This window comes from Rheinheimera sp., from assembly GCF_036568245.1.
In the GTDB taxonomy this organism is placed as follows: domain Bacteria; phylum Pseudomonadota; class Gammaproteobacteria; order Enterobacterales; family Alteromonadaceae; genus Alishewanella.
On the sequence record NZ_DATCSY010000002.1, the window covers coordinates 1 to 25,850 of the forward strand.

The 25,850-nt window shown below is 47.4% G+C and carries 32 protein-coding genes; 24 read left to right on the forward strand and 8 right to left on the reverse strand.

The window, feature by feature from the left end:
* Together VIN66_RS00015 and VIN66_RS00020 are read right to left on the reverse strand one after the other, a co-directional pair.
* Positions 1 to 329: SIS domain-containing protein (locus tag VIN66_RS00015; protein WP_331922084.1), on the reverse strand; the 329-nt coding region annotated here is incomplete at its 3' end.
* Between the two features lie 16 nt (positions 330 to 345).
* A complete protein-coding gene (locus VIN66_RS00020; RefSeq protein ID WP_331922085.1) occupies positions 346 to 1,323 on the reverse strand; it encodes a calcium/sodium antiporter in 978 nt (325 codons plus the stop codon).
* A 248-nt stretch (positions 1,324 to 1,571) separates the two neighbouring features.
* Here VIN66_RS00020 and mlaF point away from each other — a divergent pair, with 248 nt between their 5' ends.
* Genes mlaF through murA form a run of 7 tightly spaced genes read left to right on the forward strand, consistent with a single transcriptional unit; the run spans position 1,572 to position 6,106 of the window.
* A complete protein-coding gene (mlaF, locus tag VIN66_RS00025) occupies positions 1,572 to 2,381 on the forward strand; it encodes a phospholipid ABC transporter ATP-binding protein MlaF (RefSeq protein ID WP_331922086.1) in 810 nt (269 codons plus the stop codon).
* Positions 2,378 to 3,160, forward strand: a complete 783-nt coding sequence (gene mlaE / locus VIN66_RS00030; RefSeq protein ID WP_331922087.1) for a lipid asymmetry maintenance ABC transporter permease subunit MlaE — start codon at positions 2,378 to 2,380, stop codon at positions 3,158 to 3,160. The genes mlaF and mlaE overlap by 4 nt, the downstream gene beginning before the upstream one ends.
* A gap of 1 nt (position 3,161) precedes the next feature.
* Entirely contained in the window at positions 3,162 to 3,626 is a 465-nt protein-coding gene (mlaD, locus tag VIN66_RS00035) for an outer membrane lipid asymmetry maintenance protein MlaD (protein WP_331922088.1), read from the forward strand.
* A gap of 2 nt (positions 3,627 to 3,628) precedes the next feature.
* Positions 3,629 to 4,282, forward strand: a complete 654-nt coding sequence (locus VIN66_RS00040) for an MlaC/ttg2D family ABC transporter substrate-binding protein (protein ID WP_331922089.1) — start codon at positions 3,629 to 3,631, stop codon at positions 4,280 to 4,282.
* Positions 4,279 to 4,572 carry an STAS domain-containing protein gene (locus VIN66_RS00045; RefSeq protein ID WP_331922090.1) on the forward strand — a complete coding sequence of 98 codons (294 nt, stop codon included), beginning with the start codon at positions 4,279 to 4,281 and terminating at the stop codon, positions 4,570 to 4,572. Before VIN66_RS00040 ends, VIN66_RS00045 begins: the two co-directional genes overlap by 4 nt.
* Before the next feature lie 10 nt (positions 4,573 to 4,582).
* The gene (locus VIN66_RS00050) at positions 4,583 to 4,840 is read left to right on the forward strand and encodes a BolA family protein (RefSeq protein ID WP_331922091.1); all 258 of its coding nucleotides are present in this window, start codon (positions 4,583 to 4,585) and stop codon (positions 4,838 to 4,840) included.
* A gap of 6 nt (positions 4,841 to 4,846) precedes the next feature.
* Complete coding sequence (gene murA, locus VIN66_RS00055) at positions 4,847 to 6,106, forward strand: UDP-N-acetylglucosamine 1-carboxyvinyltransferase (RefSeq protein ID WP_331922092.1); 1,260 nt, start codon at positions 4,847 to 4,849, stop codon at positions 6,104 to 6,106.
* 11 nt (positions 6,107 to 6,117) lie between these two features.
* On the opposite strand, the gene VIN66_RS00060 is transcribed toward murA, so the two are convergent.
* From VIN66_RS00060 to VIN66_RS00070, 3 genes are all read right to left on the reverse strand, one after another.
* Positions 6,118 to 7,200, reverse strand: coding sequence for a trypsin-like peptidase domain-containing protein (locus VIN66_RS00060; protein ID WP_331922093.1), 1,083 nt, complete (start codon positions 7,198 to 7,200; stop codon positions 6,118 to 6,120).
* A 93-nt stretch (positions 7,201 to 7,293) separates the two neighbouring features.
* Entirely contained in the window at positions 7,294 to 8,646 is a 1,353-nt protein-coding gene (locus tag VIN66_RS00065) for a Do family serine endopeptidase (RefSeq protein ID WP_331922094.1), read from the reverse strand.
* A gap of 87 nt (positions 8,647 to 8,733) precedes the next feature.
* Complete coding sequence (locus tag VIN66_RS00070; protein ID WP_331922095.1) at positions 8,734 to 9,183, reverse strand: YhcB family protein; 450 nt, start codon at positions 9,181 to 9,183, stop codon at positions 8,734 to 8,736.
* A gap of 124 nt (positions 9,184 to 9,307) precedes the next feature.
* Between VIN66_RS00070 and zapE the strand changes: the two genes are divergently transcribed.
* From zapE to VIN66_RS00110, 8 genes are all read left to right on the forward strand, one after another.
* Positions 9,308 to 10,399, forward strand: a complete 1,092-nt coding sequence (zapE, locus tag VIN66_RS00075) for a cell division protein ZapE (protein ID WP_331922096.1) — start codon at positions 9,308 to 9,310, stop codon at positions 10,397 to 10,399.
* Positions 10,400 to 10,602: 203 nt separating this feature from the next.
* Complete coding sequence (rplM, locus tag VIN66_RS00080; RefSeq protein WP_134052690.1) at positions 10,603 to 11,031, forward strand: 50S ribosomal protein L13; 429 nt, start codon at positions 10,603 to 10,605, stop codon at positions 11,029 to 11,031.
* Between the two features lie 12 nt (positions 11,032 to 11,043).
* Positions 11,044 to 11,436 (forward strand): 30S ribosomal protein S9, encoded by a 393-nt coding sequence (gene rpsI, locus VIN66_RS00085; RefSeq protein WP_134052688.1) that lies wholly within the window; start codon positions 11,044 to 11,046, stop codon positions 11,434 to 11,436.
* Positions 11,437 to 11,694: 258 nt separating this feature from the next.
* A complete protein-coding gene (gene petA / locus VIN66_RS00090) occupies positions 11,695 to 12,285 on the forward strand; it encodes a ubiquinol-cytochrome c reductase iron-sulfur subunit (RefSeq protein WP_331922097.1) in 591 nt (196 codons plus the stop codon).
* Positions 12,285 to 13,559, forward strand: a complete 1,275-nt coding sequence (locus VIN66_RS00095; protein ID WP_134052684.1) for a cytochrome b — start codon at positions 12,285 to 12,287, stop codon at positions 13,557 to 13,559. Before petA ends, VIN66_RS00095 begins: the two co-directional genes overlap by 1 nt.
* Complete coding sequence (locus VIN66_RS00100; RefSeq protein ID WP_331922098.1) at positions 13,559 to 14,296, forward strand: cytochrome c1; 738 nt, start codon at positions 13,559 to 13,561, stop codon at positions 14,294 to 14,296. The genes VIN66_RS00095 and VIN66_RS00100 overlap by 1 nt, the downstream gene beginning before the upstream one ends.
* A 75-nt stretch (positions 14,297 to 14,371) precedes the next feature.
* Positions 14,372 to 15,010: a stringent starvation protein SspA gene (gene sspA, locus VIN66_RS00105; protein ID WP_134052680.1), complete on the forward strand. Its 639-nt coding sequence runs from the start codon at positions 14,372 to 14,374 to the stop codon at positions 15,008 to 15,010.
* Between the two features lie 5 nt (positions 15,011 to 15,015).
* Positions 15,016 to 15,429 carry a ClpXP protease specificity-enhancing factor gene (locus VIN66_RS00110; protein ID WP_331922108.1) on the forward strand — a complete coding sequence of 138 codons (414 nt, stop codon included), beginning with the start codon at positions 15,016 to 15,018 and terminating at the stop codon, positions 15,427 to 15,429.
* Between the two features lie 5 nt (positions 15,430 to 15,434).
* Here VIN66_RS00110 and ilvY read toward each other — a convergent pair whose 3' ends face one another.
* Positions 15,435 to 16,331 (reverse strand): HTH-type transcriptional activator IlvY, encoded by an 897-nt coding sequence (gene ilvY / locus VIN66_RS00115; RefSeq protein WP_331922099.1) that lies wholly within the window; start codon positions 16,329 to 16,331, stop codon positions 15,435 to 15,437.
* 161 nt (positions 16,332 to 16,492) lie between these two features.
* Here ilvY and ilvC point away from each other — a divergent pair, with 161 nt between their 5' ends.
* From ilvC to VIN66_RS00130, 3 genes are all read left to right on the forward strand, one after another.
* Positions 16,493 to 17,974: a ketol-acid reductoisomerase gene (gene ilvC / locus VIN66_RS00120; protein ID WP_331922100.1), complete on the forward strand. Its 1,482-nt coding sequence runs from the start codon at positions 16,493 to 16,495 to the stop codon at positions 17,972 to 17,974.
* A 160-nt stretch (positions 17,975 to 18,134) separates the two neighbouring features.
* Positions 18,135 to 18,566, forward strand: a complete 432-nt coding sequence (locus VIN66_RS00125; protein ID WP_331922101.1) for a methylglyoxal synthase — start codon at positions 18,135 to 18,137, stop codon at positions 18,564 to 18,566.
* A 690-nt stretch (positions 18,567 to 19,256) separates the two neighbouring features.
* The gene (locus VIN66_RS00130) at positions 19,257 to 20,174 is read left to right on the forward strand and encodes a Dyp-type peroxidase (RefSeq protein ID WP_331922102.1); all 918 of its coding nucleotides are present in this window, start codon (positions 19,257 to 19,259) and stop codon (positions 20,172 to 20,174) included.
* Positions 20,175 to 20,186: 12 nt separating this feature from the next.
* On the opposite strand, the gene argR is transcribed toward VIN66_RS00130, so the two are convergent.
* Complete coding sequence (gene argR, locus VIN66_RS00135; RefSeq protein ID WP_331922103.1) at positions 20,187 to 20,654, reverse strand: transcriptional regulator ArgR; 468 nt, start codon at positions 20,652 to 20,654, stop codon at positions 20,187 to 20,189.
* Between the two features lie 190 nt (positions 20,655 to 20,844).
* Here argR and mdh point away from each other — a divergent pair, with 190 nt between their 5' ends.
* Positions 20,845 to 21,783 carry a malate dehydrogenase gene (gene mdh, locus VIN66_RS00140; protein WP_331922104.1) on the forward strand — a complete coding sequence of 313 codons (939 nt, stop codon included), beginning with the start codon at positions 20,845 to 20,847 and terminating at the stop codon, positions 21,781 to 21,783.
* Between the two features lie 61 nt (positions 21,784 to 21,844).
* Here mdh and ispB read toward each other — a convergent pair whose 3' ends face one another.
* Complete coding sequence (gene ispB / locus VIN66_RS00145; protein ID WP_331922105.1) at positions 21,845 to 22,816, reverse strand: octaprenyl diphosphate synthase; 972 nt, start codon at positions 22,814 to 22,816, stop codon at positions 21,845 to 21,847.
* A gap of 209 nt (positions 22,817 to 23,025) precedes the next feature.
* On the opposite strand from ispB, the gene rplU reads away from it, so the two are divergent.
* The 5 genes from rplU to VIN66_RS00170 all read left to right on the forward strand — a co-directional run.
* Positions 23,026 to 23,334: a 50S ribosomal protein L21 gene (gene rplU, locus VIN66_RS00150; protein ID WP_134052668.1), complete on the forward strand. Its 309-nt coding sequence runs from the start codon at positions 23,026 to 23,028 to the stop codon at positions 23,332 to 23,334.
* 15 nt (positions 23,335 to 23,349) lie between these two features.
* A complete protein-coding gene (gene rpmA, locus VIN66_RS00155; protein WP_008220951.1) occupies positions 23,350 to 23,607 on the forward strand; it encodes a 50S ribosomal protein L27 in 258 nt (85 codons plus the stop codon).
* 162 nt (positions 23,608 to 23,769) lie between these two features.
* On the forward strand, positions 23,770 to 24,927 hold the full coding sequence (gene cgtA, locus VIN66_RS00160; protein ID WP_331922106.1) for an Obg family GTPase CgtA: 1,158 nt from the start codon (positions 23,770 to 23,772) through the stop codon (positions 24,925 to 24,927).
* A gap of 24 nt (positions 24,928 to 24,951) precedes the next feature.
* Entirely contained in the window at positions 24,952 to 25,437 is a 486-nt protein-coding gene (gene folA, locus VIN66_RS00165; protein WP_331922109.1) for a type 3 dihydrofolate reductase, read from the forward strand.
* A gap of 62 nt (positions 25,438 to 25,499) precedes the next feature.
* A partial coding sequence (locus tag VIN66_RS00170) for a DUF3718 domain-containing protein (protein WP_331922107.1) occupies positions 25,500 to 25,850 on the forward strand: 351 nt, incomplete at its 3' end.

Sequence of the window (25,850 nt, forward strand, 5' to 3'; positions counted from 1 at the left end):
GGAATAATGGTTAAAACTTCGGCTGTTTCTCCTGAATTTGAAATCGCGATTACGATGTCTTCCGCTGATAACATGCCAAGGTCACCATGGCTGGCCTCGCCGGGGTGAACAAAAAAGGCCGGAGTACCGGTAGAGGCCAGCGTGGCGGCTATTTTACTGCCGATGTGTCCCGACTTACCCATACCGGTAACAATGGTTTTGCCAGAGCTGTCAAAAATCAGCTGACACGCCAGATTAAAATCTGCATCAAGATATTGATTCAGTTGCTCTACAGCAGCTGCCTCAATTTTTAACACCTCAGCGGCCCGGATCCTAAAATCAGTTGTCATCATTTTGTCCTGGCTGTCAGCGTGAAAGCGTATTAAACAGTAAATACTGGTAACCGACAAAGCAGGATAACAGTAGCGCACCTTCTACGCGATTGATACGCTGACCTTTACCCATACGCAGAGACATGAGCAGCATCGCAACAGTTGCCGCGATCATCACATAACTGTCCCTGCCGCCAGCCATCGGGTCCAGTGAGTCTGGCCCAATAACAGCACCCAGACCTAAAACAGCCAGAATATTAAAGATATTGGAGCCAATAATATTACCCAGAGCCAGGTCATCCTCACCTTTGAAAATACCGATAATACTGGCCGCCAATTCTGGCAGGCTGGTGCCGATAGCAATAATGGTCAAACCAATCACCAGGTCACTTATACCGGCATAACGCGCTATAGTAACTGCGCCATGCACCAATAACTGTGAACTGGCCAATAGCAACACTAAACCAACCGAAACCCAAAGCACTGCGCGCAGCAATGATATTTGTTCCGGCATTTCACTGGTGATTTCTGCAATCAACGGGTCATCGGCATCAGCATGTTTACCCCAATACACCAGCAAACAGATAAAACCAGCGAAGGTCGTGAGCAGCAGCATGCCTTCTGTACGGGTTAACGTATCATCGCTGATGAAGTAATACCCAAGTAATGTACAGACTAGCAGTAATGGATACTCGCGCTTTAACGTCAGTGAGGATACGGCTATTGGCTTTAGCAAGGCTGCTGCACCTATCACCAGTAATATATTGGTGATGTTAGATCCCAGTGCATTGCCAACGGATGTGTCCAGCCGGCCTTGCCAGGCTGCACTGGCCGACACCAGCATCTCCGGTGCGGAAGAGCCCATCGCCACTATCGTCAGACCGATAATCATCGGAGAAATACCAGCAGTGCGGGCAACCGACGATGCACCGAAAACAAAGCGGTCGGCGCTCCAGATCAGCAAGATCAGGCCGACCAGCACAAAAATAATGGCTAATAATAAGGGTGACAAAGTTTTTTCCCCGAATGCGCTGTCAAATCTGTGATTATTTTCCAGTTTATTGCCGGTAATTGCAAAAAAAGCTGTAGTTAATCCAACATAGCGAATTTTTAGCACAGTTTGTTACGATTTTTTGTAACGACTTTAGTGCTGAAGCCGTTTACAATAATACAACCTAAGCTGCAGTATAATTGAAAACATACAAGTATGTATGTATATTGCAAAGCTGTTTCAGCGAAGCCAGCCGAAAGGCAGAGAGAGTGAATTTGTCAGAAACATTAATTGATATTCAGCAGCTGACGTTTAGCCGCGGTGAGAGAATTATCTACCGTGATCTGAATATGCAGTTTGCGCGCGGTAAAGTGACGGCCATCATGGGGCCGAGCGGTATTGGTAAAACAACATTGCTGCGTTTGATTGGTGGGCAGCTCAGGCCGGATAGTGGTAAAATTCTGTTTGCCGGACAAGATATCCCGCAATTGTCCCGTCACGCGCTGTATCAAGCAAGAAAGCGCATGAGTATGCTGTTTCAAAGTGGTGCTTTATTTACTGAAATGTCAGTATTTGACAATGTCGCTTTTCCTATTCGCGAACATACCCGCTTACCAGAGTCGCTTATTCGTTTGATTGTGCTGATGAAACTTGAAGCTGTCGGTTTACGCGGTGCGCGGGATCTGATGCCGGCTGAATTATCTGGTGGTATGGCAAGACGTGCCGCACTGGCCCGGGCAATAGCGCTGGATCCGGAGCTCATCATGTATGATGAACCTTTTGCTGGCCAGGACCCTATCTCTATGGGGGTCATCGTTCGTTTGATCCGTTCACTTAACAATGCACTGGGTTTGACTTCAGTAGTGGTGTCGCACGATGTGACAGAGGTGATGAGTATTGCCGATTATGTCTATGTTGTGGCGGAGCAGAGTGTGATCGGGCACGGTACTCCAGAACAGCTTAGACAAAGTGATTCTCCGCTGGTGCAGCAATTTCTTCAGGGTGAAGCTGACGGTGCAGTGCCGTTTCATTATAAAGCTGCGCCTTATGAAACAGAATTAATGGAGTTAACCAGGTGATTGCCAATAAGTTACAACAACTTGGTGCAGCAACTATAAGCAGTATCACCGGTTTTGGCCGCGCCGGGTTGATGTTGTTTGGGGCCTTGATCGGCAAGCCGGATTTTCGTAAAGGATTTCCGCTTTTGGTGAAGCAGCTTTATGTTATTGGCGTATTGTCACTGCTGATTATCTTGGTATCCGGCCTGTTTATTGGCATGGTGCTGGCACTGCAAGGATATACTGTGCTGGTTAAGTTTGGTGCAGAGCAGATGCTGGGGCCTCTGGTTGCGTTGAGCTTATTGCGGGAGCTCGGCCCTGTGGTCGCCGCCTTGTTGTTTGCCGGTCGTGCCGGTAGTGCCCTGACTGCGGAAATAGGGTTGATGAAAGCAACTGAACAGCTGTCCAGTATGGAAATGATGGCGGTTGATCCATTAAGACGCATTATTGCGCCGCGTTTCTGGGCCGGAGTTATCAGTTTACCTATGCTGGCGATCATTTTTACCGCGGTCGGTATTTTAGGGGGGCATCTGGTTGGCGTTGATTGGCTTGGCGTTGACCAGGGAAGTTTCTGGTCGGCAATGCAGGCAAACGTCGATTTATATCAGGATGTATTTAACGGCATCATTAAGAGCGTGGTCTTTGCGCTTATCGTTATCTGGATCGCATTACACAAAGGCTATGACGCTGTACCCACATCAGAAGGTATCAGCGCAGCAACCACGCAAACCGTTGTTACGGCATCACTGGCAGTGCTCGGGTTTGATTTTATTTTAACGGCAATAATGTTTGGTGGATAACATGACCACGCGGAAAATAGAGATTTTAGTTGGTGGCTTTATCGTATTAGCGCTGGCCGCATTTTTAATGTTGTCATTAAAGGTTGCAAATAGCGGTATGGGGGCAAGTAGCGAAACTTACACGCTAAGGGCAAAATTTGAAAATATTGGTGGTTTGAAAGTCCGCTCACCGGTAAAAGTTGGGGGTGTTGTAGTAGGCCGGGTGGCTGCGATTGAACTTGATACCACTTATTACACTCCGATAGTGACTTTGGCGATCAACAGCGATTACAACAATTTTCCGGAAACCAGTACTTTGGCAATCCTGACGTCCGGGTTATTAGGTGAACAGTATTTGGGGTTGCAACCGGGTTTTATTGACGAGACTGTTGAAATCCTCGGTGATGGTGACTATATCGAAGACACTAAGTCAGCTTTGGTACTTGAAGAGCTGATAGGTCAGTTTTTATTTAACCGCGGGAATTAAACATGAAATTGTACGCAACTTTTCTGGCTGGGGCTTTAGCCGTTCTGAGTTACCTGCCTCCGGCTTCGGCAGAGGCGGTCACCTTTAGCGATCCATATAAAATGATGGAAGTGCTGGCCGACAACACTTTTAGCCGTATTGCCAAGGACCAGAGTAAAATTCAGGCAGATCCGGAAGTGCTGCGTGTAATCGTTAATGATGAACTGGTTCCGTATATCGATAGCCGTTATGCAGCATTGCGCGTAATTGGCAACAGCGCCGACTTAAGACAGACACCACGTGAAGATATACTGGCTTTTGTTGATGCGTTTCAGAATTATATGGTCGCAACTTATGCTGGCGTGTTTACCCAGTATCGAGATCAGAAAGTGATCATCGAGCCAGCCGCCGGCGGTATCGACGATCAGAAAATTATCACTGTGAAGACCAGAGTTATTGATCCTGGTAAACCAGATATCAAAATTGATTTCAAATTGCGCCGCGGCAAGGATTCAGACAATTGGCTGGTATTTGATATGGTCGCTGAAGGCATTTCACTACTAGATAGTAAAAGAGCGGAATTGGGTAATCTGATCCGGCAACAAGGGCTGACCAGTGTGACAGCGTTGCTGCAGGAAAAAGCCAAAGCACCAATCACCAAGCCGGAGGAAAAGTGACGCTTAAAATAGAGCCGCAGGGCGAGGTGTTCTATTTTACCGGTGTATTAAATCGTGATACGTTAATGCTGTATTCACCGTTCAAACTGTTAAATAGCGTCTCAGAGCGGGTAAACTTTGATTTTTCCGGGCTTGAGAATATAGACACAGCTGGTTTAGCTTGGTTGTTGCAACAGCTAGCTGCTGCAAAGCAGCATGGTGTGGTGATCTCTCTGTGTAATGTTCCGAAACAGCTGTTATCATTAGCAGACGTAACGGCAGTCAGGCCGTTATTGCCCATTAGTAATTAAAGGTTTCGCTTTGGATATTAAGCAAATAGAGCAACTGCTGTCAGAACAGTTGCAACTGAGTGAAGTGCGCGTCAGCGCTGAAGGTTCTCATTATGCTGTGACTGCTGTGGGAGCCTGTTTTGCTGATGTCAGCCGGGTTAAACAGCAACAAATGGTTTACGCGCCGCTAATGGCGGCGATAGCTGATGGTTCTATTCATGCTGTCAGCATTAAGACCTTTACGCCAGAACAATGGCGTAGAGAAAAACTCCTTAATCCTCCGATGTAGTATTTTATGCAACAATTTCTTGTTACAGGTGGTCAGGCATTACAGGGAGAGGTATCTATCTCCGGGGCAAAAAATGCCGCTTTACCCATTCTTTTTGCCAGTTTGTTATCTGAAAAGCCAACAACAATCAGCAATGTTCCCAAACTGAAAGATATCGAAACGACAGTAAAGTTGTTGCAGTTGTTCGGTGCAGAAGTCAGCTTTAGCGACAACATTGTCCGGGTTGATGCAGGTAAGGTTGCAAATCAATTTGCCCCTTATGAGCTGGTTAAAACCATGCGCGCATCGATTTTGGCACTGGGTCCCTTGTTAAGCCGGTTTGGTCAGGCGGAGGTGTCATTGCCAGGTGGTTGTGCTATTGGGGCGCGTCCGGTCAATTTGCATATCGATGGTCTGCGTAAAATGGGGGCCGACATCGTAGTCGAGAATGGCTACATTAAAGCCACTGCCAGCCGGCTTAAAGGTGCCCACATTATTATGGATATGGTTAGCGTCACGGGTACCGAAAACCTGATGATGGCGGCTGTACTCGCAGACGGTATCACCACCATCGACAATGCCGCACGTGAACCTGAAGTTGTCGACCTGGCTGTCTATCTGAATACGATGGGCGCTAAGATTAGCGGCGCCGGAACGGACAGTATAGTGATTGAAGGTGTTGCGGCATTGCATGGCGGAGACCATAAGGTGTTGCCTGATCGCATCGAAACGGGCACTTTTCTGGTGGCTGCAGCAGTCAGCGGCGGTGATGTAACCTGCCGTAATACTGACCCGGCAGAGCTGGAGGTTGTGCTGGATAAACTGCGTGAAGCCGGGGTTGATATCAGCACTGGTCAGGATTGGATCCGCGCCAACATGACTGGCCGTACGCTCAAAGCGGTGAAAGTCAAAACGGTGCCTCATCCTGGTTTTCCTACCGATATGCAGGCGCAGTTTACCGTATTGAATGTTGTCGCTGATGGGGTAGGGATGATAACTGAAACGATTTTCGAAAATCGTTTTATGCATGTACCAGAACTGCAGCGTATGGGCGCAAAAATTAGTCTTGAAGGCAATACTGCGGTGTGTCAGCACACCGAAAAACTGATGGCTGCACAGGTAATGGCAACCGATTTACGTGCATCTGCCAGTCTGGTAATAGCAGGGCTTGTTGCGGAAGGGACAACAGTGGTTGACCGGATTTATCACATCGACCGCGGTTACGAGCAAATCGAAGATAAACTTAAGAAGCTCGGCGCGAACATTGAACGGGTAAACGCGGCTTAAGCCGCGTTTTTTTATCGCCTTAATTCACGCGCTATGGCATTTACCGTCAGCTGCTGGCCGCTTCGGTTGATGGTCAGAGCCAGCGCAGAGTTCGGCGCAGTTTCTGCAATCATATTCAGTGCCTGTTGCACACTGCTGAACCGTTTACCATCAATCTGCAGCAAGATGTCGCCAACCTGCAGACCCGCTTCTGCCGCCGGGCCGTTCGCGTTGACGGCGGTAATGCTCAGGCCATACAGCGTCTGCCCCGACGATATCAGGCGTTCTCCTGCAGCATTCACGACAGCGTCTCCAGACACACCAAGATGGCTACGGGTAACCCGGCCATGCTTAATCAGCTTTTGCATGATGTTTACTGCCAGCTGGTAAGGGATGGCAAAAAAGATGCCCTGGATATCCTGACTTTCCAACTGAAAGGCGGCGGCGTTAATTCCAACCAGCATGCCATTGCTGTTAACAAGAGCACCACCCGAGTTACCCCGGTTAATGGCGGCATCCATTCGCATAAAATCAATATAGCCACGTGAACTTAAGCCGGTATTGCCATTAGCGCTGATAATACCCTGTGTTATCGTTTGTCCAAGGTTTAGCGGGTTACCTATTGCCAGCACGACGTCACCAACCTGAGGTTCGAGTTCGGAGTCTTGTGGGATCACCGGCAGATTTTCTGCCTGAACATACAATACGGCTAAGTCGGTTAACTCGTCCTGGCCAATCAGCACGGCTTCAAGTGTGCGACCATCCTGCAGCGCAACTTCGATATAGTCTGCGCCGTACACCACATGAAAATTAGTAAGAATATACCCTTGTGCACTCATAATTACGCCTGAACCCAACTCCTGGCGCTCTATCGTGCGTGGCCGCAAAGAGCGTGGGTCGACCAGTGTGCTGCGGGTATAGACATTTACCACCGCAGGTGCAGCACGCCGTACTGCTCTGGCATAACTGACGGCATGATGTTCTTCGGCTGAATCCTGCTGCCGAAATACAGGTATAGATAGATTTTTAAATGAAGGTACAAACAGCATCAGCAAAAATGCTAATGCCAGCCCGTAGGCAATACTCTTAAGTACGAAATACAAAAATTTGGCCACGGGATATCAGAATTTTGCAAAATTAAGGTTGCGCAAGCATAGCATTAATATGCGTTAAGCAGTAGCCATAGGCCACTGCTTAACGCTGCATTATCAGCGAATTAATACGTACAGATTGGTGTTTCCACGACGTATATTTAATGCGGCAACGCCGTCTCGGTTCTCCAGCATTTTACGCAGCTCCGCCAGATTAGCTATCCGTTGCCGGTTCACGCCGATGATGACGTCGTCAGCCAGCAAACCAATCTGGGCTGCTGCTGAATTACTCTCGACCACGTCGATTTTGACGCCACCACCTTCGGCGTTAGACATTTCGGCGCCTTCGAGCATTGGATGTACCTGGCTTGCCGCTACCTGGCCTGTTGCCAGCTCGCGCAACTTCACCGTAACAGTGCGCTCTTTGCCGTCACGCAGTATGCCAAGCTTGGCTTCGCGGCCTGATCCTAGCGTTGCAACTTTTGCTTGTAGCTCCCTGAAAGAGCTGATCTTATTGCCATTCATGCTAATAATAACATCGCCTGACTCCAGACCGGCCTCTGACGCGGCGCTGTCCGGCAGGACTTCATTAACAAAGGCACCGCGACTAACTTTCAGGTGCATAGCTTCCGTCAGATCTGAGGTGACATCCTGTCCGCGAATACCCAAACTGCCGCGGCGGATTTCGCCGTGTTCAATAATCTGGTCAACCAGGTTTTTCATCATATTGGCGGGAATCGCAAAACCGATACCGATGTTGCCGCCATTTGGCCCTAAAATAGCTGTGTTAATGCCGATCAGTTCACCACGCAGGTTTACCAGGGCACCGCCTGAGTTACCGCTGTTAATGGCGGCGTCGGTCTGAATAAAATCCTCATAGCCTTCTATCCCTAGGCCTCCGCGGCCCAGAGCACTGATAATGCCTGAGGTGACGGTTTGTTCCAGCCCAAATGGATTGCCAATCGCAATAGCGAAATCGCCAACCCGGGTTTTGTCGGAATCCGCCAGTTTTACTTCGGTTAGGTTCTTGGCTTCAATTTGCAGCAGTGCAATATCACTTTCCGGATCAGCACCGAGTTTTTTCGCCTTAAAGGTGCGGCCATCTTTTAACCGTACTTCGATATCATCCGCATCCTGAATAACATGATTATTAGTGACAATATAACCATTGTCGGCGTTGATAATGACGCCGGAGCCTAAGCCTTTAAAAGGCCGTTCTTCGCGATATTCATTCGGTCCTCGTTGGCCAAAGAAGTAGCGGAATGCTTCGGGTAAACGCTGCCTTACCTCGCGGCTGCCGGCAACTGAAATGTGTACAACGGCGGGTGTGGTTTGCTCCAGCATTGGGGCAAGTGAAGGTACTTCCTGCTCACCGGAGAAAAACGGTATTCTTGCTTCCGCCGGGGCGGGGTTTGTCAACAACAAACTGGCTGCAATTGCGGCACCAACCAATGACAATTTTGTATTCATAGCGTCATAGTCTCCTTTAACAAGTCGCGACTATGAGCCCTCTGCAAACAAAAAAGTTCAGCCAGGCCGCATTCATAATGTAACAAATTATTGCATTGGCTTTTTGCTGTTCCTGTCTTTTATCAGACCACTGGCCTCACCCGAATAGTCGCGTGGTTGCTGGTCTGCAGATGAATATACCCGGCGTTTCTCGTCAATCTGATTCAGTGACTGGCGGATATACGCAGCTGTGTCGCCAGACAGATAATTGATGTCTTGTTTGACCGAAACTGTCGGACGTTCAACGAGTTGCATCTTTGAGTCTGCGATGTGTCTGGCGATACGGGCATAGTTGTCCTGCAACTGTGTCATCAGTTGGTTTGTTGTCTCCAGATGGCTGGATACATCTTCGCGGTACTGTGCCAACTGGGCCTGGCTCTCATCCAACTGCAGCTGCAGCTTATGCTGGTTAAGCTGTCGTAGTGTGATCAGGCGGGCAGCAACCGCGCCGATAATAAGTCCGGCACCAAGCCATGCTGCGGCATACATAAATTCCATAACAACTCCTGCGGGGTAATATCTGTTGATAGTGTAACCTAACTTCTTATCCAGAGTGGTAAGGCATGTTACTATTATTACTGATAATAAAGCCGTAACTCCGTAGCGTTCAAGTAAGACTCAAATGACACCACTATCAAAGTACCAGCAAGATTTAATGCGTGATGATTTTCACTATGATGCGGCGCAGGAGTTTGCGGTCACTCAGCTGCAACGCCTGTATGATGACTTTATCAGCCATAAGCCAGCAGATTTGCCGCTGTGGCGTCGTCTGTTTGGCGGAAAGTCTGCCCCTCAACCAATACTAGGCTTGTATTTCTGGGGCGGCGTTGGTCGTGGTAAAACTTATCTCGTGGACACGTTTTATGAGTGTTTGCCGACTACGCGCAAAATGCGCATTCATTTTCACCGTTTTATGCATCGGGTACACGAAGAGCTTAAGTTGCTAAAAGGTGTCAGCAACCCGCTGGAAAAGGTTGCTGACAAATTTAAGCACGAAACAGACATTCTGTGTTTTGATGAGTTTTTTGTCTCGGATATTACCGATGCAATGATTCTGGGCACCTTAATGGAGTTGCTGTTTGCTCGTGGCATTACATTGGTCGCGACATCGAATATAGAACCAGATGGTTTATACCGTAATGGCTTGCAGCGAGCCCGCTTTTTACCGGCAATAGCGCTTATCAAAAAATATACGCAAACGATAAATGTCGACAGTGGTATTGATTACCGTTTGCGTACGCTGGAACAGGCAGAGATTTATCATTTCCCGCTTGATACACAAGCTGAAACGAATTTGTTGCAGTATTTTAATGCGCTGTCTGTTGAGCCAAGGCAGGAGGCAGTGCAAGTAGAGGTAGGAAACCGCAAGCTAAATACCCGTTATGAGGCTGACGGCATTGTCTGGTTTAGTTTTCATGAGCTGTGCGAGACGGCCCGTAGCCAATATGATTACATGGAACTTAGCCGGTGTTACCACACCGTTTTGCTGTCTGGGGTGAAAGCAATGGGGCGACAAAATGATGATGTTGCCAGACGTTTTATTGCGCTAGTTGATGAATTTTATGAACGGCACGTTAAGTTGATTATCTCTGCAGAGATTGCGCTGGAACAACTGTATCAGGATGGCATCCTGAACTTTGAATTTAAGCGTTGTATCAGTCGCCTGCAGGAGATGCAGTCGAGAGAATACTTGTCCCGGCCACATTTGCCATAATTTTTTGCTAAATCTGTGGAAATTTATACTCAAGGTGCTGATTTTTAAAATTGGTTAATATATAATCCGCGCCCGGCCTACGTTACAGCCTATATACTGCCGTTAGCCCGGTAGTTTTGTACTCGAAGGGGTACGCTAACGACAACCGCTGCATCAGCCCTGCACGGTGTCAGGTGTAACTAAGTTATTTTTGGATAGAAACAATGAAAACTTTTACTGCAAAGCCAGAAAGCGTAACCCGCGACTGGTACGTTGTTGATGCGTCAGGTAAAACGCTGGGCCGTATCGCAACTGAAATCGCTGCCCGTTTACGTGGCAAGCACAAGCCAGAATACACTCCGCATGTAGACACCGGTGATTACATCATCGTTGTTAACGCAGAGAAAGTAGCTGTTACCGGTGCTAAAGCGCAGAACAAAATGTATTACTCTCACACTGGCTTCCCAGGCGGCATCAAGGAAATCAGCTTTGAGAAATTAATCGCGAAAAAGCCAGAAATGGTTCTGGAGCTTGCTATTAAAGGCATGTTACCAAAAGGTCCACTGGGTCGCGCTATGTTCCGTAAGTTGAAAGTTTACGCCGGCGCAGAGCATCAGCATGCTGCTCAGCAACCGCAAGTATTAGATATTTAATCGGAGCATAACATGGCACAGAATCAATATTACGGAACTGGTCGTCGTAAAAGCTCAACGGCCCGCGTTTTCTTAAAAGCAGGTTCAGGTAACATCGTTATCAACCAGCGCGCGTTAACTGACTACTTCGGCCGTGAAACTGCTTGTATGGTTGTTAAGCAACCATTAGAGCTGGTTGACATGGTTGAGAAGTTTGACCTGTACATCACCGTTAAAGGTGGTGGTATCAGCGGTCAGGCCGGTGCTATCCGTCACGGTATCACCCGCGCACTGATGGAATTTGACGAGTCACTGCGTCCAGCACTGCGTAAAGCCGGCTTCGTTACCCGTGACGCCCGTCAGGTTGAACGTAAGAAAGTGGGTCTGCGTAAAGCACGTAAGCGTCCACAGTACTCAAAACGTTAATCGTTTTATTCAGTACTAGAAACCCGGCAATTATTGCCGGGTTTTTTTTCACATATCTGGCAGGAATATCGGTTTGCAAACCAGCCTGCGATGCTGGTCGTACAACGCAAACTGCTAAGATAATACCGATTCAGCCCGCCTTAATCCTTGTGTAAAGCAGGGCTTTTCATTATGATCGGCGATATTTTTACGGTTTATAATAATTGCTGAAATTCAGCCGCTTAAATTCTGTTTAAGCGTTAACGTGGAGACAAGTGGATGAGCAACGCGCCTGTAGATCAAGGTCGCCGCCGCTTCCTTACCATTGCAACCTCAGTTGTAGGGGGCGTAGGTGCTGTCGGAGCTGCTGTGCCCTTTATTGCTTCGTGGAACCCGAGTGAGAAAGCTAAACAAGCCGGTGCAGCGGTAACGGCTGATATCAGTAAGTTGGAAAATGGCCAGCTTATCCGTGTGGAATGGCGTGGAAAGCCTGTATGGGTGGTAAAGCGTACAACGGAAATGCTGGAGTTGTTACCCAAACTGAACGACAGACTGCGTGATCCTGAATCACAGGATGAACAGCAGCCAGCATATGCTCAGAACATTCATCGCTCTAAAAAACCAGAGATTTTTGTTGCTGTAGGTATCTGTACTCACTTGGGTTGCTCTCCTTCATATATTCCTACTGATTTCGATGCGCATGTCGAAGGCGTACATTCGGGCTTCTTCTGCCCATGCCACGGTTCGACCTATGACCTTGCCGGTCGAGTATTCTCGGGTGTGCCTGCGCCTAAAAATCTGCAAATCCCACCTTACATGTTTATCGATGACAACACTTTGTTAATTGGCGAAGATGAGGGGGCAGTCTGATGTTTAAGAATCTGATGAGCTGGATTGAATACCGGCTGCCATTTATGGAGAAGATGAATCTGCATGTTATGCAGTATCCGGCTCCAAAAAACTTTAACTTCTGGTACTTCTTCGGTTCACTGGCGATGCTGGTATTGGTTAACCAGATCCTGACCGGTATCTGGCTGACCATGAACTTCGTGCCAAGTGCAGAAGGCGCTTTTGCCTCTGTAGAATACATCATGCGTGATGTTGATTACGGCTGGTTACTGCGCTACATGCACTCAACCGGTGCTTCTGCGTTCTTCGTCGTAGTATACCTGCATATGTTACGCGGTATGATGTACGGCTCTTATCAGAAACCACGCGAACTACTGTGGATTTTTGGTATGTTAATTTTCCTGGTGCTGATGGCTGAAGCCTTTATGGGCTATCTGTTGCCATGGGGGCAGATGTCATTCTGGGGTGCCCAGGTAATCATTTCTATCTTCGGCGTAATTCCGGGAATTGGTGAAGATTTAACACTGTGGATCCGTGGTGACTACGTTATCTCTGGTGCAACGTTAAACCGCTTCTTTGCATTACACGTCATCGCTTTACCTCTGGTACTCGTGGTGCTGGTCTTCCTGCACATTATGGCGCTGCATGAAGTCGGTTCAAATAACCCGGACGGTATTGAAGTTAAGCGCGACAATGACGGTAGCATCGAACAAACAGAAGCAGATAAGAAATTTACTTTCCATCAGTATTTTACCAAAGGTGGCAAGAAAATTATCGTTGACGCTATTCCGTTCCATCCGTACTACACAGTTAAAGATCTGGTTGGTGTGGCAGGCTTCCTGTTAATTTTTGCCTGGGTTATCTTTTTTATGCCAGAGGGTGGTGGTTACTTCCTGGAGCCACCAAACTTTGAAGCCGCTAATCCGCTGAAAACGCCTGAGCATATAGCTCCAGTTTGGTACTTTACACCTTTCTACGCCATTCTTCGGGCAGTACCTGATCAGTTGTTTGGCGCTATCTTTATGTTCCTGGCGATTATCGCTCTGGCGCTGTTACCATGGATTGACCGCGGCACTGTTCGCTCGATTCGCTACCGTAGTGGTTTGCATAAAGTGAATCTGATTGTGTTCTGTATCAGCTTTGTGGCGCTGGGAGTGTTAGGTGTTTTACCTGCAACGCCAACTTATACCATTCTGGCACGTATTTTCTCATTCACTTATTTCGGTTATTTCGCACTGCTTTGGATATACAGTAAGAACGAAAAGACCAAGCCGTTACCAGTGAGGTTAAGTTAATGATTAAGCATATTTTTTCAGCAGCCTTACTGTGTGTGTCTGCTTCAGTATTTGCCGCAGGACCTTCGGTTCATTTGGATAAAGCGCCAATTGATCTGACCGATAAAGCATCATTACAAAATGGTGCCCGTATGTTCCAGAACTACTGTCTGGGGTGTCATCAGATGCAGTATCAGCGCTATGCCAGAACTTTCCGTGACCTGGATATTCCGGAAGACGTTGGTATGGAAAATCTGATGTTTACCGGTGAGAAAGTGGGCGATCATATTAAAAATAATATGGCGACCAAAGATGCCGAGAAATGGTTTGGTGCTGCGCCTCCGGATTTAACCAACGTTGCCCGGGTGCGCGGTCCTGACTGGTTATACACCTATTTACGCAGTTTCTATGCCGACCCATCCAGGCCATTTGGGGTAAATAATGAAGTATTCCCAATGGTTGGTATGCCACATGTGCTGCAGGAATTGCAGGGTATGCCATACAAAGCGCACGAGACCCGTTTAATCGACGGCGAGTCAAAAGAAGTGTATGCGGGCATAAAAACTGACGGCACCGGTGAACTTACCAGCGAAGAATATGACCGTGCAGTTGCAGATCTGGTAAACTATCTGGAATACGTTGGGGAACCAACTAAGCTGGAAGCCCGTGCGCTGGGAACAAAAGTCATGGTGTTCCTGCTGATATTCTTCGTACTGGCGTATTTGCTGAAGAAAGAATATTGGAAAGATGTACATTAACTAGTTGTTTCAACTAGGAATGTTTACAGGGGCCTTAGCGCCCCTTTGCCGTTTTTTATTTTACCGGAGGAAGACATGGCGATCACTGCCAATAAACGCCCTGTGATGACACTGTTCTCAGCAGCAGATGACATGTTCAGCCATCAGGTACGTATCGTACTTGCTGAAAAAGGCGTAACTGTCGATATTCTTCAGGTCACACAAGATAACTTGCCAGAAGATCTGTACGAAGTTAATCCGTATGGCAGCCTGCCAACTCTGCTTGATCGTGAACTGGCGTTGTATCAGGCCAATATTATTATGGAATACCTCGACGAGCGTTTTCCTCATCCACCTTTGATGCCGGTGTATCCGGTCGCGCGTGGTCAGGCTCGTCTGATGATGTACCGGATTGAAAAAGACTGGTACCGCCTGGCGGCGGCTATTCTGAATGGTGATGAAAACGCAGCAACGGCGCGGCAAGAGTTGAAAGAAGGCTTACTGTCTATAGCGCCATTGTTTAACGAAGCGCCATTTTTTATGAGCGAGGAGTTCGGCCTGGTTGACTGCTATATGGCAGCGTTGTTATGGCGTTTGCCGTTGCTGGGTATTGAATTATCTGGTCCGGGCAGCAAAGAGTTGAAAAATTATATGACGCGTATTTTTGATCGCGACGCATTTCAGGCTTCATTAAGTGATGTTGAGCGTGAGATCCGCAGAGGAATGAAGTTCTAATGAAGATGACAGCGAACCGCCCGTATCTGCTGCGGGCGTTTTATGAGTGGATAGTCGACAACAACTGTACGCCTTATCTGGTTGTTGACGCCACCGTCAATGCTGTAAAAGTCCCTATGCAGTTTGTGCAGAACGGGCAGATTGTGCTGAATACCGCCCCTTCTGCCGTCGGCAATCTGCAATTAGGTAATGATGCTGTAACCTTCAATGCCCGTTTCGGTGGTCAACCCTTCGCACTTTATATTCCTGTCAACGCGGTACTGGCAATATATGCCAGAGAAAATGGAGCTGGTACTGTGTTTACTCTGGAGGAAGAAGAAGACGAAGCTGAAATCCTCAGTAATGAATTCGATGATGACTCACCTGAGCCGGAACCTCCAAAGCCGAAGAAAACATCACACCTGAAAGTGGTTAAATAAATCTGCTAACGGTGTATGTCTGATTTTGCAGTAGCCACTTGCCAGAAAGCCTGGATCAGTGGCTCATTAAGCCGTTTTTGAAGCATGCAGACACCTAAATCAAAGGGTTCAAAGCGATAATCCACTTCTAATGGTTTGACCCGATCTTTTACCGGACTGTTCACTACCACTGCATCTGCTACTAAAGCGACACCTGTGCCAAGCGCAACCATTGACACCATAGCTTCATGACCATCTACCTTCGCCACGACATGTGGTGTTAGCGCCATGTCGGTCAGCCAACGGTCAAACCGACTGCGGGCCGGACCATGTTCTGGCATAATCAGCGGTACTTTATTCCAGGGCACAGGGGTTTGCTGTAAAAGGTCATTCACTTTGCACGGTATGGTAGGGGCAATCAGCATTACCGGCAGGCTAGCAATACTGCGAAATGCCAAATTAGCTGGCAGATGCGTCGGATGAGCGGCCAGCGCAATATCAGCCTCATCGGTTCGTACTTTTTCGATCGCAGAGGCTGCATCACCAGTGGTTAGTTTTATTTCAGCTTTGGGACACATTAAACGAAACCGGTCCAGAATAGCCGGTAAATGGCTGTAACTGGCCGTGACAGTGCAAAATAAACGGATTTCTCCTGTCAGCTCCGCACTTGCCAGTTGCAGGTCAACTTGCAGCTGATGCCACTCGTCGAGCCAGGTACGTACAAACTGAGCAAACCGCTGTCCTGCTGCGGTCAGCCTTACTGAGCGCTTGTCACGGAAAAACAATGTTACCCCCAACTCGTCTTCCAGTCTTTGTATGACCCTGGTCAGAGTTGGTGGACTTACATACATCTGCTCACTGGTCTTACTGAAGTTTAAACTGCTGGCGAGGTGCTGAAATAACTGAGCGCTGCGGATATCCATAAAACCAACCTTTATTTCATTATGTGAAATACAGACTTCTAAATATATCACTTCTCGCAACTTAAAGCAGGGTCTAGTATATATTGTATTAAAGCAGCTGCATTGCTCTGCTTATGCTTGGCTCGAGAGCCCGGCGGTGAAAACGAATTCAGAGAAGTATCATGACAAACTATTTTAATACATTGAATTTACGCCAGCAGTTAGGCCAGTTAGGGCAGTGCCGTTTTATGGATAAAGCTGAGTTTGCCAACGGCTGTGAATTTTTGAAAGGCTGGAATATTGTTATAGTTGGTTGCGGAGCTCAGGGGTTAAACCAGGGGCTGAACATGCGCGACTCTGGCCTGAACATCAGTTATGCACTGCGTGCGGAAGCTATTGCCGAGAAAAGGGCTTCATTTAAAAAAGCCAGCGACAACGGCTTCACTGTTGGTACCTATGAACAGCTGATCCCTACCGCAGATTTAGTATTAAACCTGACGCCGGACAAACAGCACAGTGCTGTGGTAGATGCAGTTATGCCACTAATGAAACAGGGGGCGACCCTGGCTTATTCACATGGTTTTAATATTGTTGAAGAAGGTAAGCAAATCCGGCCTGACATCACAGTGGTGATGGTAGCACCTAAGTGCCCGGGGACCGAAGTGCGCGAAGAATATAAAAGAGGATTTGGGGTACCGACATTGATCGCGGTACACCCGGAAAATGATCCCAAAGGACAAGGCTTAGAGATTGCCAAAGCTTATGCATCGGCAACGGGGGGAGATAGGGCTGGTGTACTACAGTCATCTTTTGTGGCTGAGGTAAAATCAGACCTGATGGGCGAGCAAACTATCCTGTGCGGTATGTTACAAACCGGCGCTATCCTGGCATTCGATAAGATGGTGGCAGATGGTGTAGAGCCAGGCTATGCCGCTAAGCTTATCCAGTATGGCTGGGAAACGGTAACCGAGGCGCTGAAGCACGGTGGTATCACCAATATGATGGACCGGTTAAGTAACCCAGCCAAAATCAAAACATTCGAGCTTGCAGAACAATTAAAAGCAACGTTACGACCTTTGTTTGAAAAACACATGGATGACATTATCAGTGGTGAGTTTTCCCGCACTATGATGGCTGACTGGGCAAATGATGATAAAAACCTGCTGACCTGGCGCGAACAAACCCGTAGTAGCGGCTTTGAGCTGGCGCCGGTATCTGAGGAGAAGATTGCTGAACAAGATTACTTTGACCGCGGCTTGCTATTAGTAGCGATGGTTAAAGCTGGCGTGGAACTGGCGTTTGAGACTATGGTTGATGCTGGTATTGTTGCCGAATCTGCTTACTATGAGTCACTGCATGAAACACCGCTGATTGCTAACACTATAGCCCGCAAGCGTTTGTATGAGATGAACGTGGTGATTTCGGATACGGCTGAATATGGTAACTATCTGTTCTCTCATGCTGCGGTGCCGTTATTGAAAGATTTGGTCAATGGTTTAAGCAGTGACTATATCGGTAAAGGGATCAGCGGTAGCCATGGTGTGGATAACCTGAAACTGATTGCGGTAAATGATGCGATCCGCCAGCACCCGGTAGAACAGATAGGTAAAAAGTTACGCGGTTATATGACAGCAATGAAGCGGATTGTGGAGTCGAATCAGTAACCGGAAGAATGATGTGGTTATAGCTTACGCAATACGCCAAAAGCGATAGTGTCAGCTGACCAATAACGATGTTATACGTGGACCTTGGTTGTTTTGCCCTGCTATGCAGGGCTTTTTTTTCGCGTTAAGCTGGCATTTTCAGATACAGAGGTACGGCGCTATGAAGACAATTGCTCTGGTTGCACACGATGGTAAAAAGCAGGCATTATTGCAATGGGTCTGCGCGCATAAAACCTTTTTTGCTGATAAAGAGCTGGTGGCTACCGGTACTACCGGCAAATTGATTGCAGAGACGCTGCAGCAGCATGTGCAATGCCTTGCAAGCGGCCCGCTGGGCGGCGATCAGCAAATAGGTGCGATGATTGCCGAGCAGAAGATCGACTGGCTGGTGTTCTTCTGGGACCCTCTATCATCACAACCGCATGATCCAGATGTCAAAGCGTTAATACGCCTGGCGGTTGTGTGGAATATTCCTGTTGCCTGTAACCAGGCGACGGCTGACTTTATCATTCATTCCAGCTTGTACCAGCAGGATTATAAACGGGACGTGCCTGATTTCTCAGTATATCAACGCAGATTAGATAAAGACTGATCAGCTCGTTAGCCACTAAATCAATTGTGGTTTACGTTGCTGGTCGTTTGGTGTAGTTGGCTGAGTGTTTATTACTGCAGTTTTCTGATATTGCTGAGTTACGCAGGAAGAAGGTAGGCCGCAAACTACGCGGCCACCTAAGGTCCTGTTTCGTCATCCTGTCGATACTGTCCTTAGCATATCATCCCTGGCTCCATCCCGGAGTGTTCCCAAAGCGTCCAGCTTTTCCCTTTCATCCTTAAACATTATCATCCTGATAATGTGCTCTCATCCTGAGAGTGTCCTGCTTCGTCCCTGCAATTTCCAGCGCCGGTGAAGAATCTGAAAAGAGCTTACTCATCCTGAGCGTGTCCTATCTTCGTCCTTGTGCTATCCTAGCGTGGTTCTGCGTCCTGCAGAGTCGCCCTAACTTCCTGTCAGGGGGTCCATCCGTTGACAAGTTAATTATGAACCCTGTAGCGTAATTACAGCAGTAGCTTTTTGAAAAAACAGCGCTGTAATATTATTGTAAATATAAGAATTGCTATTGAAAGTTATTATTTATCATATATTTAAATGTTATTTGTAGATGATTTATGTTCGCTAAATAGCGTTTAAACTTACTTGTTTGTGAGATATATCTCACAACAATGGTGGCTTTAAGGGTGCAAGATTGCACTGTTCAATGTATGTCTGAACTAAACAAGGATTATGATGGCCCGAGAACAACTGGGTATATGCACTGAAGCGAACCTGCATGGTAGCTATTTACTGCTGAACGCCTATGAAGGGCATGAATCAGTTTTGCGATATAAGCTGGCGCGTATACCTCAGTTAATTGATCGTCTCGCAGCGCATTTCTCAGAATCGATGCTTACTGCTGTAGTGGCTATTGGCAGTAATTATTGGGACCTGCTTTATCCTGATGCAAGGCCGGCAGGTTTAAAAGCGTTTCCGGATTTAACACTGGACGAGATAGGTTTGTCACCGGTACCCATTGATCTGCTGATCCAGATACGTTCAGATCGTCTCGATGTTAATGTCATTGCTTGTCAGCAGATCCTGCAAGTGTTGCAGGGTCATACGGAGTTGCAAGATCAAATACAGGGATTTCGTTATCTTGATGGTCGGGATTTGAGCGGCTTTATAAACGCACCTTACAATCCGGGCGGGCGTCACAAAAGGCAAGTTGCTCTAGTGGACAGTACACAACAACCTGTCTTTGCAGCAGGCAGCTATATGTATTTTCAACAGTTGTGTTTTGATCAGATGCTTTGGCAGCAGCTTAGTCTGACTGAGCAGGAAGAAGTTATGGGTTATGACAAGGTGTCAGCAAAACCACTGAGTGATACTTTAATGTTGCCTGATAGCCATTTGGCATCGACTCAGCAATCCGGCAGCACGGTATTACTACAGAACATGCCCTTTTATCAGCCAAAGCGACAAGGACTCATTCAACTGAGCTATGCCGCAAAAGCAGAGTATCTGGCTGAAGCGCTGTTCAGGCGTCTTGGCGTATCAGAGCAGTTAACAACCACAGATGCGTTGCTAAGCTATTATCATATTGAACTAAGCGCCGCTTTTTTCGCGCCGTCTCTGAGCTTTCTCGAATTATCTGCCAAAGGTTAATGTGTAACGCAATTATACTTTTTCAAACAGCTCGGTAACTTTCTTCAGTGTAAAATTGATATTCTTAACGCTGATTGGTGCAATGAAGATAGTGTCATCTCCAGCAATGGTTCCAAGTACCCCTTCGGCTTTACCAACTGAATCAAGCAGACGCGCGATAAGTTGTGCTGCGCCCGGGCTGGTACGGATGATAATCATCACGTCGTTATGTTCGATATCAAGCACCAACTGACGCAGAGGACTTTTGGTTGTCGGCACGCCCAGCTCAGGCGGCAGTGTATACACCATTTCCTGCTTTGCATTACGGGTGCGAACAGCGCCATACTTACTTAGCATCCGGGACACTTTGGACTGACTGATATTATCAAAGCCATCATTTTTCAGTGCATCAACTATTTCACCCTGAGAGCCAAAACTTTCTGTCTTCAGTAATGCTTTAAAGGCCTGGATCAGCGCTTCCTGTTTGGCTTGCTTTGTCATATCACGCTCTTATCATCAGTTGCTTTGTGCCGCTATCTTAGCAAAGTTCGTTGTGCGTCACACTTTGTGAAGTAAACTACACTAAAATTCGCTAAAATGCTTAGACTTTAGGCGTAAGCTATTTGTATTTTTAGCGCGGTTTCAGTATTGTTGGCGCGTTTTTCAATCAACCGTTATTGAGGGATTTATCATGAAAGTTGCTGTCTTAGGTGCCGCCGGTGGTATTGGCCAGGCATTATCGTTACTGCTGAAATTAGACTTACCAGCGGGCACAGATTTAGCGTTATATGATTTAGCACCGGTTACTCCGGGCGTTGCGGTTGATTTAAGCCATATCCCTACTGCTGTTAAGGTAACGGGCTACGGTAAAGAAGACCTGAACACGGCGTTAGCTGGCGCTGACATTGTTATGATCCCAGCCGGTATGCCACGTAAGCCAGGTATGGACCGCTCAGACCTGTTTAATATTAATGCTGGTGTGGTAAAAACGCTGGCTGAAGCCATAGTGCAGCAGTGCCCTAAAGCCTTGGTTGGTATTATCACCAACCCGGTTAACACAACAGTGGCAATCGCTGCTGATGTATTTAAGAAAGCGGGTACCTATGACCCACGTCGTTTATTCGGTGTAACCACACTGGATGTTATTCGCGCCGAAACCTTTGTTGGCGAATTAAAAGGCAAAAACCCGACTGAAGTTACTGTGCCGGTAATTGGTGGTCACAGTGGTACAACTATTCTGCCATTACTGTCTCAGGTTGAAGGCGTCAGTTTCACTGATGAAGAGGTGGCGTCTTTAACTCACCGTATTCAGAATGCCGGTACTGAAGTAGTAGAAGCCAAAGCCGGTGGCGGATCAGCTACGCTTTCTATGGGCCAGGCTGCTGCGCGTTTCTGTATTTCCCTGATTAAAGGTCTGCAGGGCGAAGCGGTAACAGAGTACGCTTATGTCGAAGGTGACGGTGAGCACGCCCGCTTCTTTGCTCAGCCTTTAGTGCTGGGTAAGAACGGCGTTGAGAAATTACTGCCTATCGGTACTTTAAGTGCTTACGAGCAAAAAGCCATGAACGACATGCTGAGCACCTTAAAAGGCGATATCACCCTGGGTGAAGAGTTCGTTAAAAATAACTGAGCGTGATCTTGGTAATGAAAAAAGGCGCGTAAAGCGCCTTTTTTGCTTTCTGCATTGCAGGTTAATGAGTGCGGGATACTGCGATGTCAGCTAATGCCAGCAGCGCCTGTTTATGCTCGGACTCTGGCAATATTGCCAATGCCTGGCGGGCACTTTCCGCTTCGCGCTCGGCGATGCTGCGTGTATAACCAAAGGCATTTGTATCGTGCAGGGCGGCCATAATGGCATCAAGGTTAGCCATACCGTTACCTTCTACTATGGCTTCACGGATCAATGACCGCTGGGCTGCAGTACCGTGTTTCAGCGCATGTATCAGTGGTAACGTTGGTTTACCTTCTGCCAGATCATCGCCGATATTTTTGCCTAATTCGGCGGCATCAGCCTGATAATCCAATACATCATCAATAAGCTGAAATGCTGTGCCCAGATGCATACCGTAAAGTTTAAGGCTGTTCACGACAGCTTCAGGTTGCTGCGTAATAATAGCGGCTAACTGAGTTGCTGCTTCAAACAGTTTGGCTGTTTTGCAGTAAATGACCTGCATATAACTTTGCTCGGTGGTGTCAGGATCATTGACGTTCATCAGTTGCAGCACTTCGCCTTCGGCGATGATATTAGTGGCGTCTGCCAGCACATGCATAATACGCATGTCATTAAGCGATACCATCATCTGAAATGAACGGCTGTATAAAAAGTCGCCCACCAGTACGCTGGCTTGGTTACCGAATACTGCATTGGCCGTTTCTTTACCCCGGCGCAGTGTCGATTCATCAACTACGTCATCGTGCAGCAAGGTTGATGTGTGAATAAACTCGATGATGGCGGCAACAGTGATATGAGCATTGCCCTGATAACCCAGCGCTCTGGCGGCTAACACTGCCAGCAGTGGCCGCAATCGTTTACCGCCACTGTTGACGATGTAGATACCTAATTGGTTGATCAGAGCAACATCTGAGTTTAGCTGTGAAAATATATGTTCGTTAACCGCAGCCATATCGGCAGAAGTGAGCTGCTGAATTTGTTCGAGCGTCATGAAAAACAACTGCTTAAACCAAAGAATGGCGCTAATTCTACACTATGGCCCCGATACTCCCAAAGCAAAACCGGATCCTTTTACAGCTTCAGTGATCTTTTTTATATTACTACTTGCGGGGGTAGGGGAAATTGCGTACAATTCGCGCCCTGTGAATTGAATTAACACGCCCCTTAATAAGCGTTGGCGTGCTTTGTACGGAGTTAACTATGTACGCGGTTTTCCAAAGTGGTGGTAAACAGCACCGTGTGACGGAAGGTCAAACTCTACGTCTTGAAAAATTAGACTTAGAAACCGGCGCAACAATCGAATTTACACCTCTGATGGTCGCTAATGGCGAAGATATCAGCATCGGTGCACCTTTAGTTGAAGGTGGTAAAGTAGTAGCGGAAGTGGTCACTCATGGCCGTGGCGATAAAATCAAAATCGTTAAGTTCCGTCGTCGTAAGCATTCACGCAAGCAGATGGGCCACCGTCAGTGGTTCACTGAAGTGAAAATTACCAGCATCAGCGCGTAATAGGAGTATCGACACATGGCAAGTAAAAAAGGTGTAGGTAGCACTCGTAACGGTCGCGATTCAGAAGCTAAACGCTTAGGTGTTAAGCGCTTCGGTGGCGAATCAGTATTAGCTGGTAGCATCATCGTACGTCAACGTGGTACTAAATTCCACGCTGGTACTAACGTTGGTATCGGTAAAGACCACACTCTGTTCGCTTTAACTGAAGGTAAAGTGAAGTTTGAAGTGAAAGGTGAGCACAACCGTAAGTTTGTGAGCATCGTCAGCGAGTAAGCTGTCAAATTTCAAATAAACCCCGCCTGGTGCGGGGTTTTTTATTGCTGAGTTGTTGTGAGAGGCTATGTATGCCTGTTTCGACATCTTTTGATAAGCTAAGTTATACTTATCGCCAGTTAGCTGTTAACTGGTTTTATCTGATTAATCAGGACGCACCCGATGAAGTTTGTAGATGAAGCGATAATCCGAGTAGAAGCCGGCGATGGCGGTAACGGTATTATCAGTTTTTTACGTGAGAAGTTTGTATCTAAGGGTGGCCCCAATGGCGGCGATGGCGGCGATGGTGGCGACGTATATCTGGTAGCAGATGAGAACCTGAACACTCTGGTTGACTATCAGTTTGAAAAATTTCATCGCGCAGAGCGTGGTGAAAATGGCGGCAGTGTGAACTGCACTGGTAAACGTGGCAAGGATCTGGAGTTGCGGGTGCCTGTGGGGACACGTGCAGTAGACGTTGATACCGATGAGGTGCTGGGTGACCTGACCCGAAATGGTCAACGGTTACGTGTAGCTAAAGGTGGTTGGCATGGTCTTGGTAATGCCCGTTTTGCCAGTAGTACTAACCGGGCGCCGCGTAAAAAAACCAATGGTACGCCGGGCGAAATTCGTAATTTGCGTCTGGAATTATTACTGTTGGCTGACGTTGGCTTGTTAGGCCTACCCAATGCTGGTAAATCAACTTTAATCCGTGCCGTTTCTGCAGCCAAACCCAAAGTAGCTGATTACCCCTTTACGACTTTAGTGCCAAACCTAGGCGTAGTCAGGGTTGAATCTCACCGCTCTTTTGTTATTGCTGACATCCCTGGTCTGATTGAGGGCGCTGCTGAAGGTGCCGGGCTGGGTATTCAATTCTTAAAGCATCTGGAACGTTGTCGTTTGTTGTTACATGTCGTTGATGTGTTACCGGCAGATGGCTCAGATCCGGCAGAAAACGCAGTGACGATCGTACAGGAGCTGGCAAAGTACAGTGAAAAACTGGCTGGTAAACCACGCTGGCTGGTGTTTAACAAACTGGATTTGGTCATGGACGATGAATTGGATGAGATCATCGGGCAAGTGACAGCTGCATTGGACTGGCAGGGACCGGTATTTAAAATCGCAGCAGCAAGCCGGACCAATACAGAACGTTTGTCTGCAGACATTCTCAATTATATCGAGGAGTTACCTGTAGACGAGCCTGCAGAGCAAGTAGCAGATCCGGTTACCTTCAAGTGGGATGATAGTCCGACAGATCTTCAGCATGTTGCCGACGAAGATGATGATGACGACGATTTCGATGACGATGACTACGATGTTGAAGTGATTTATCAGCGTTAAAGGTAGTAGACAATGATAATTTCAATGGTTGCAGCCATGACCAAGAACAGGGTGATCGGTAAAGATAACCAGATGCCCTGGCACTTGCCGGCAGATTTAAAACATTTTAAACAGGTGACATTTGGTAAGCCTGTAGTTATGGGGCGAAAAACCTTTGAATCTATCGGACGGTTACTGCCAGGCCGTCGCAATGTTGTCATCAGCCGCTCAGCACCTCTCAATGCAAAAGGAGCCGAATGGGTAACCAGTCTTGAGCAGGCGTTTGAGCTGTTGCAGCAACATGACGAAGTAATGGTGATTGGCGGTGCTGAAATTTACCGGCAGTGTTTGCCTTTGGCACAACGGTTATATCTTACAGAGATCGATCTGAGTACTGACGGAGACGCTTATTTTCCAGACTATCAGTCAGAAAAAGCCGATGACTGGCGCCTTATTGACGAATCTCATCATCCTGCTGACACAAACAACCGTTATCATTGCCGTTTTATTACATTGCAACGCTCGGTCTGAGTTTGCACAGGCTGAGACATATTGTTAAGATGATTCAGGTTATATTCAGTGAGGAGTAGTAGATGAGATTATTGTCAACTTTGTTGTGTGGTGCTGCGGTAACATTATCACTATTGACTGCACCGGTTGCAGTAGCCGATGATCAGCTTGCTGCTTCGATGTGTGACTATGTTGCTGCAGATGATAAGAACCGTCTGCGCAAGGTTCTAAGTGACTATCGTCTACGGCTGCGTAACATTTATGATGGTGTAGTTTGCAATGGTGAAAGCCTGATCCGCTATGCTTTCAAAAGTAATGCTGCAGACGTCGGTGAATTTATAGCTAAGCAATTACCCGGCTCAGCAATTGCCGGCGCTGGTGATATCGAATGGGCTGAAGCCAATGGTTTTGGTGCTTCACCTTTAGTTGCTGTG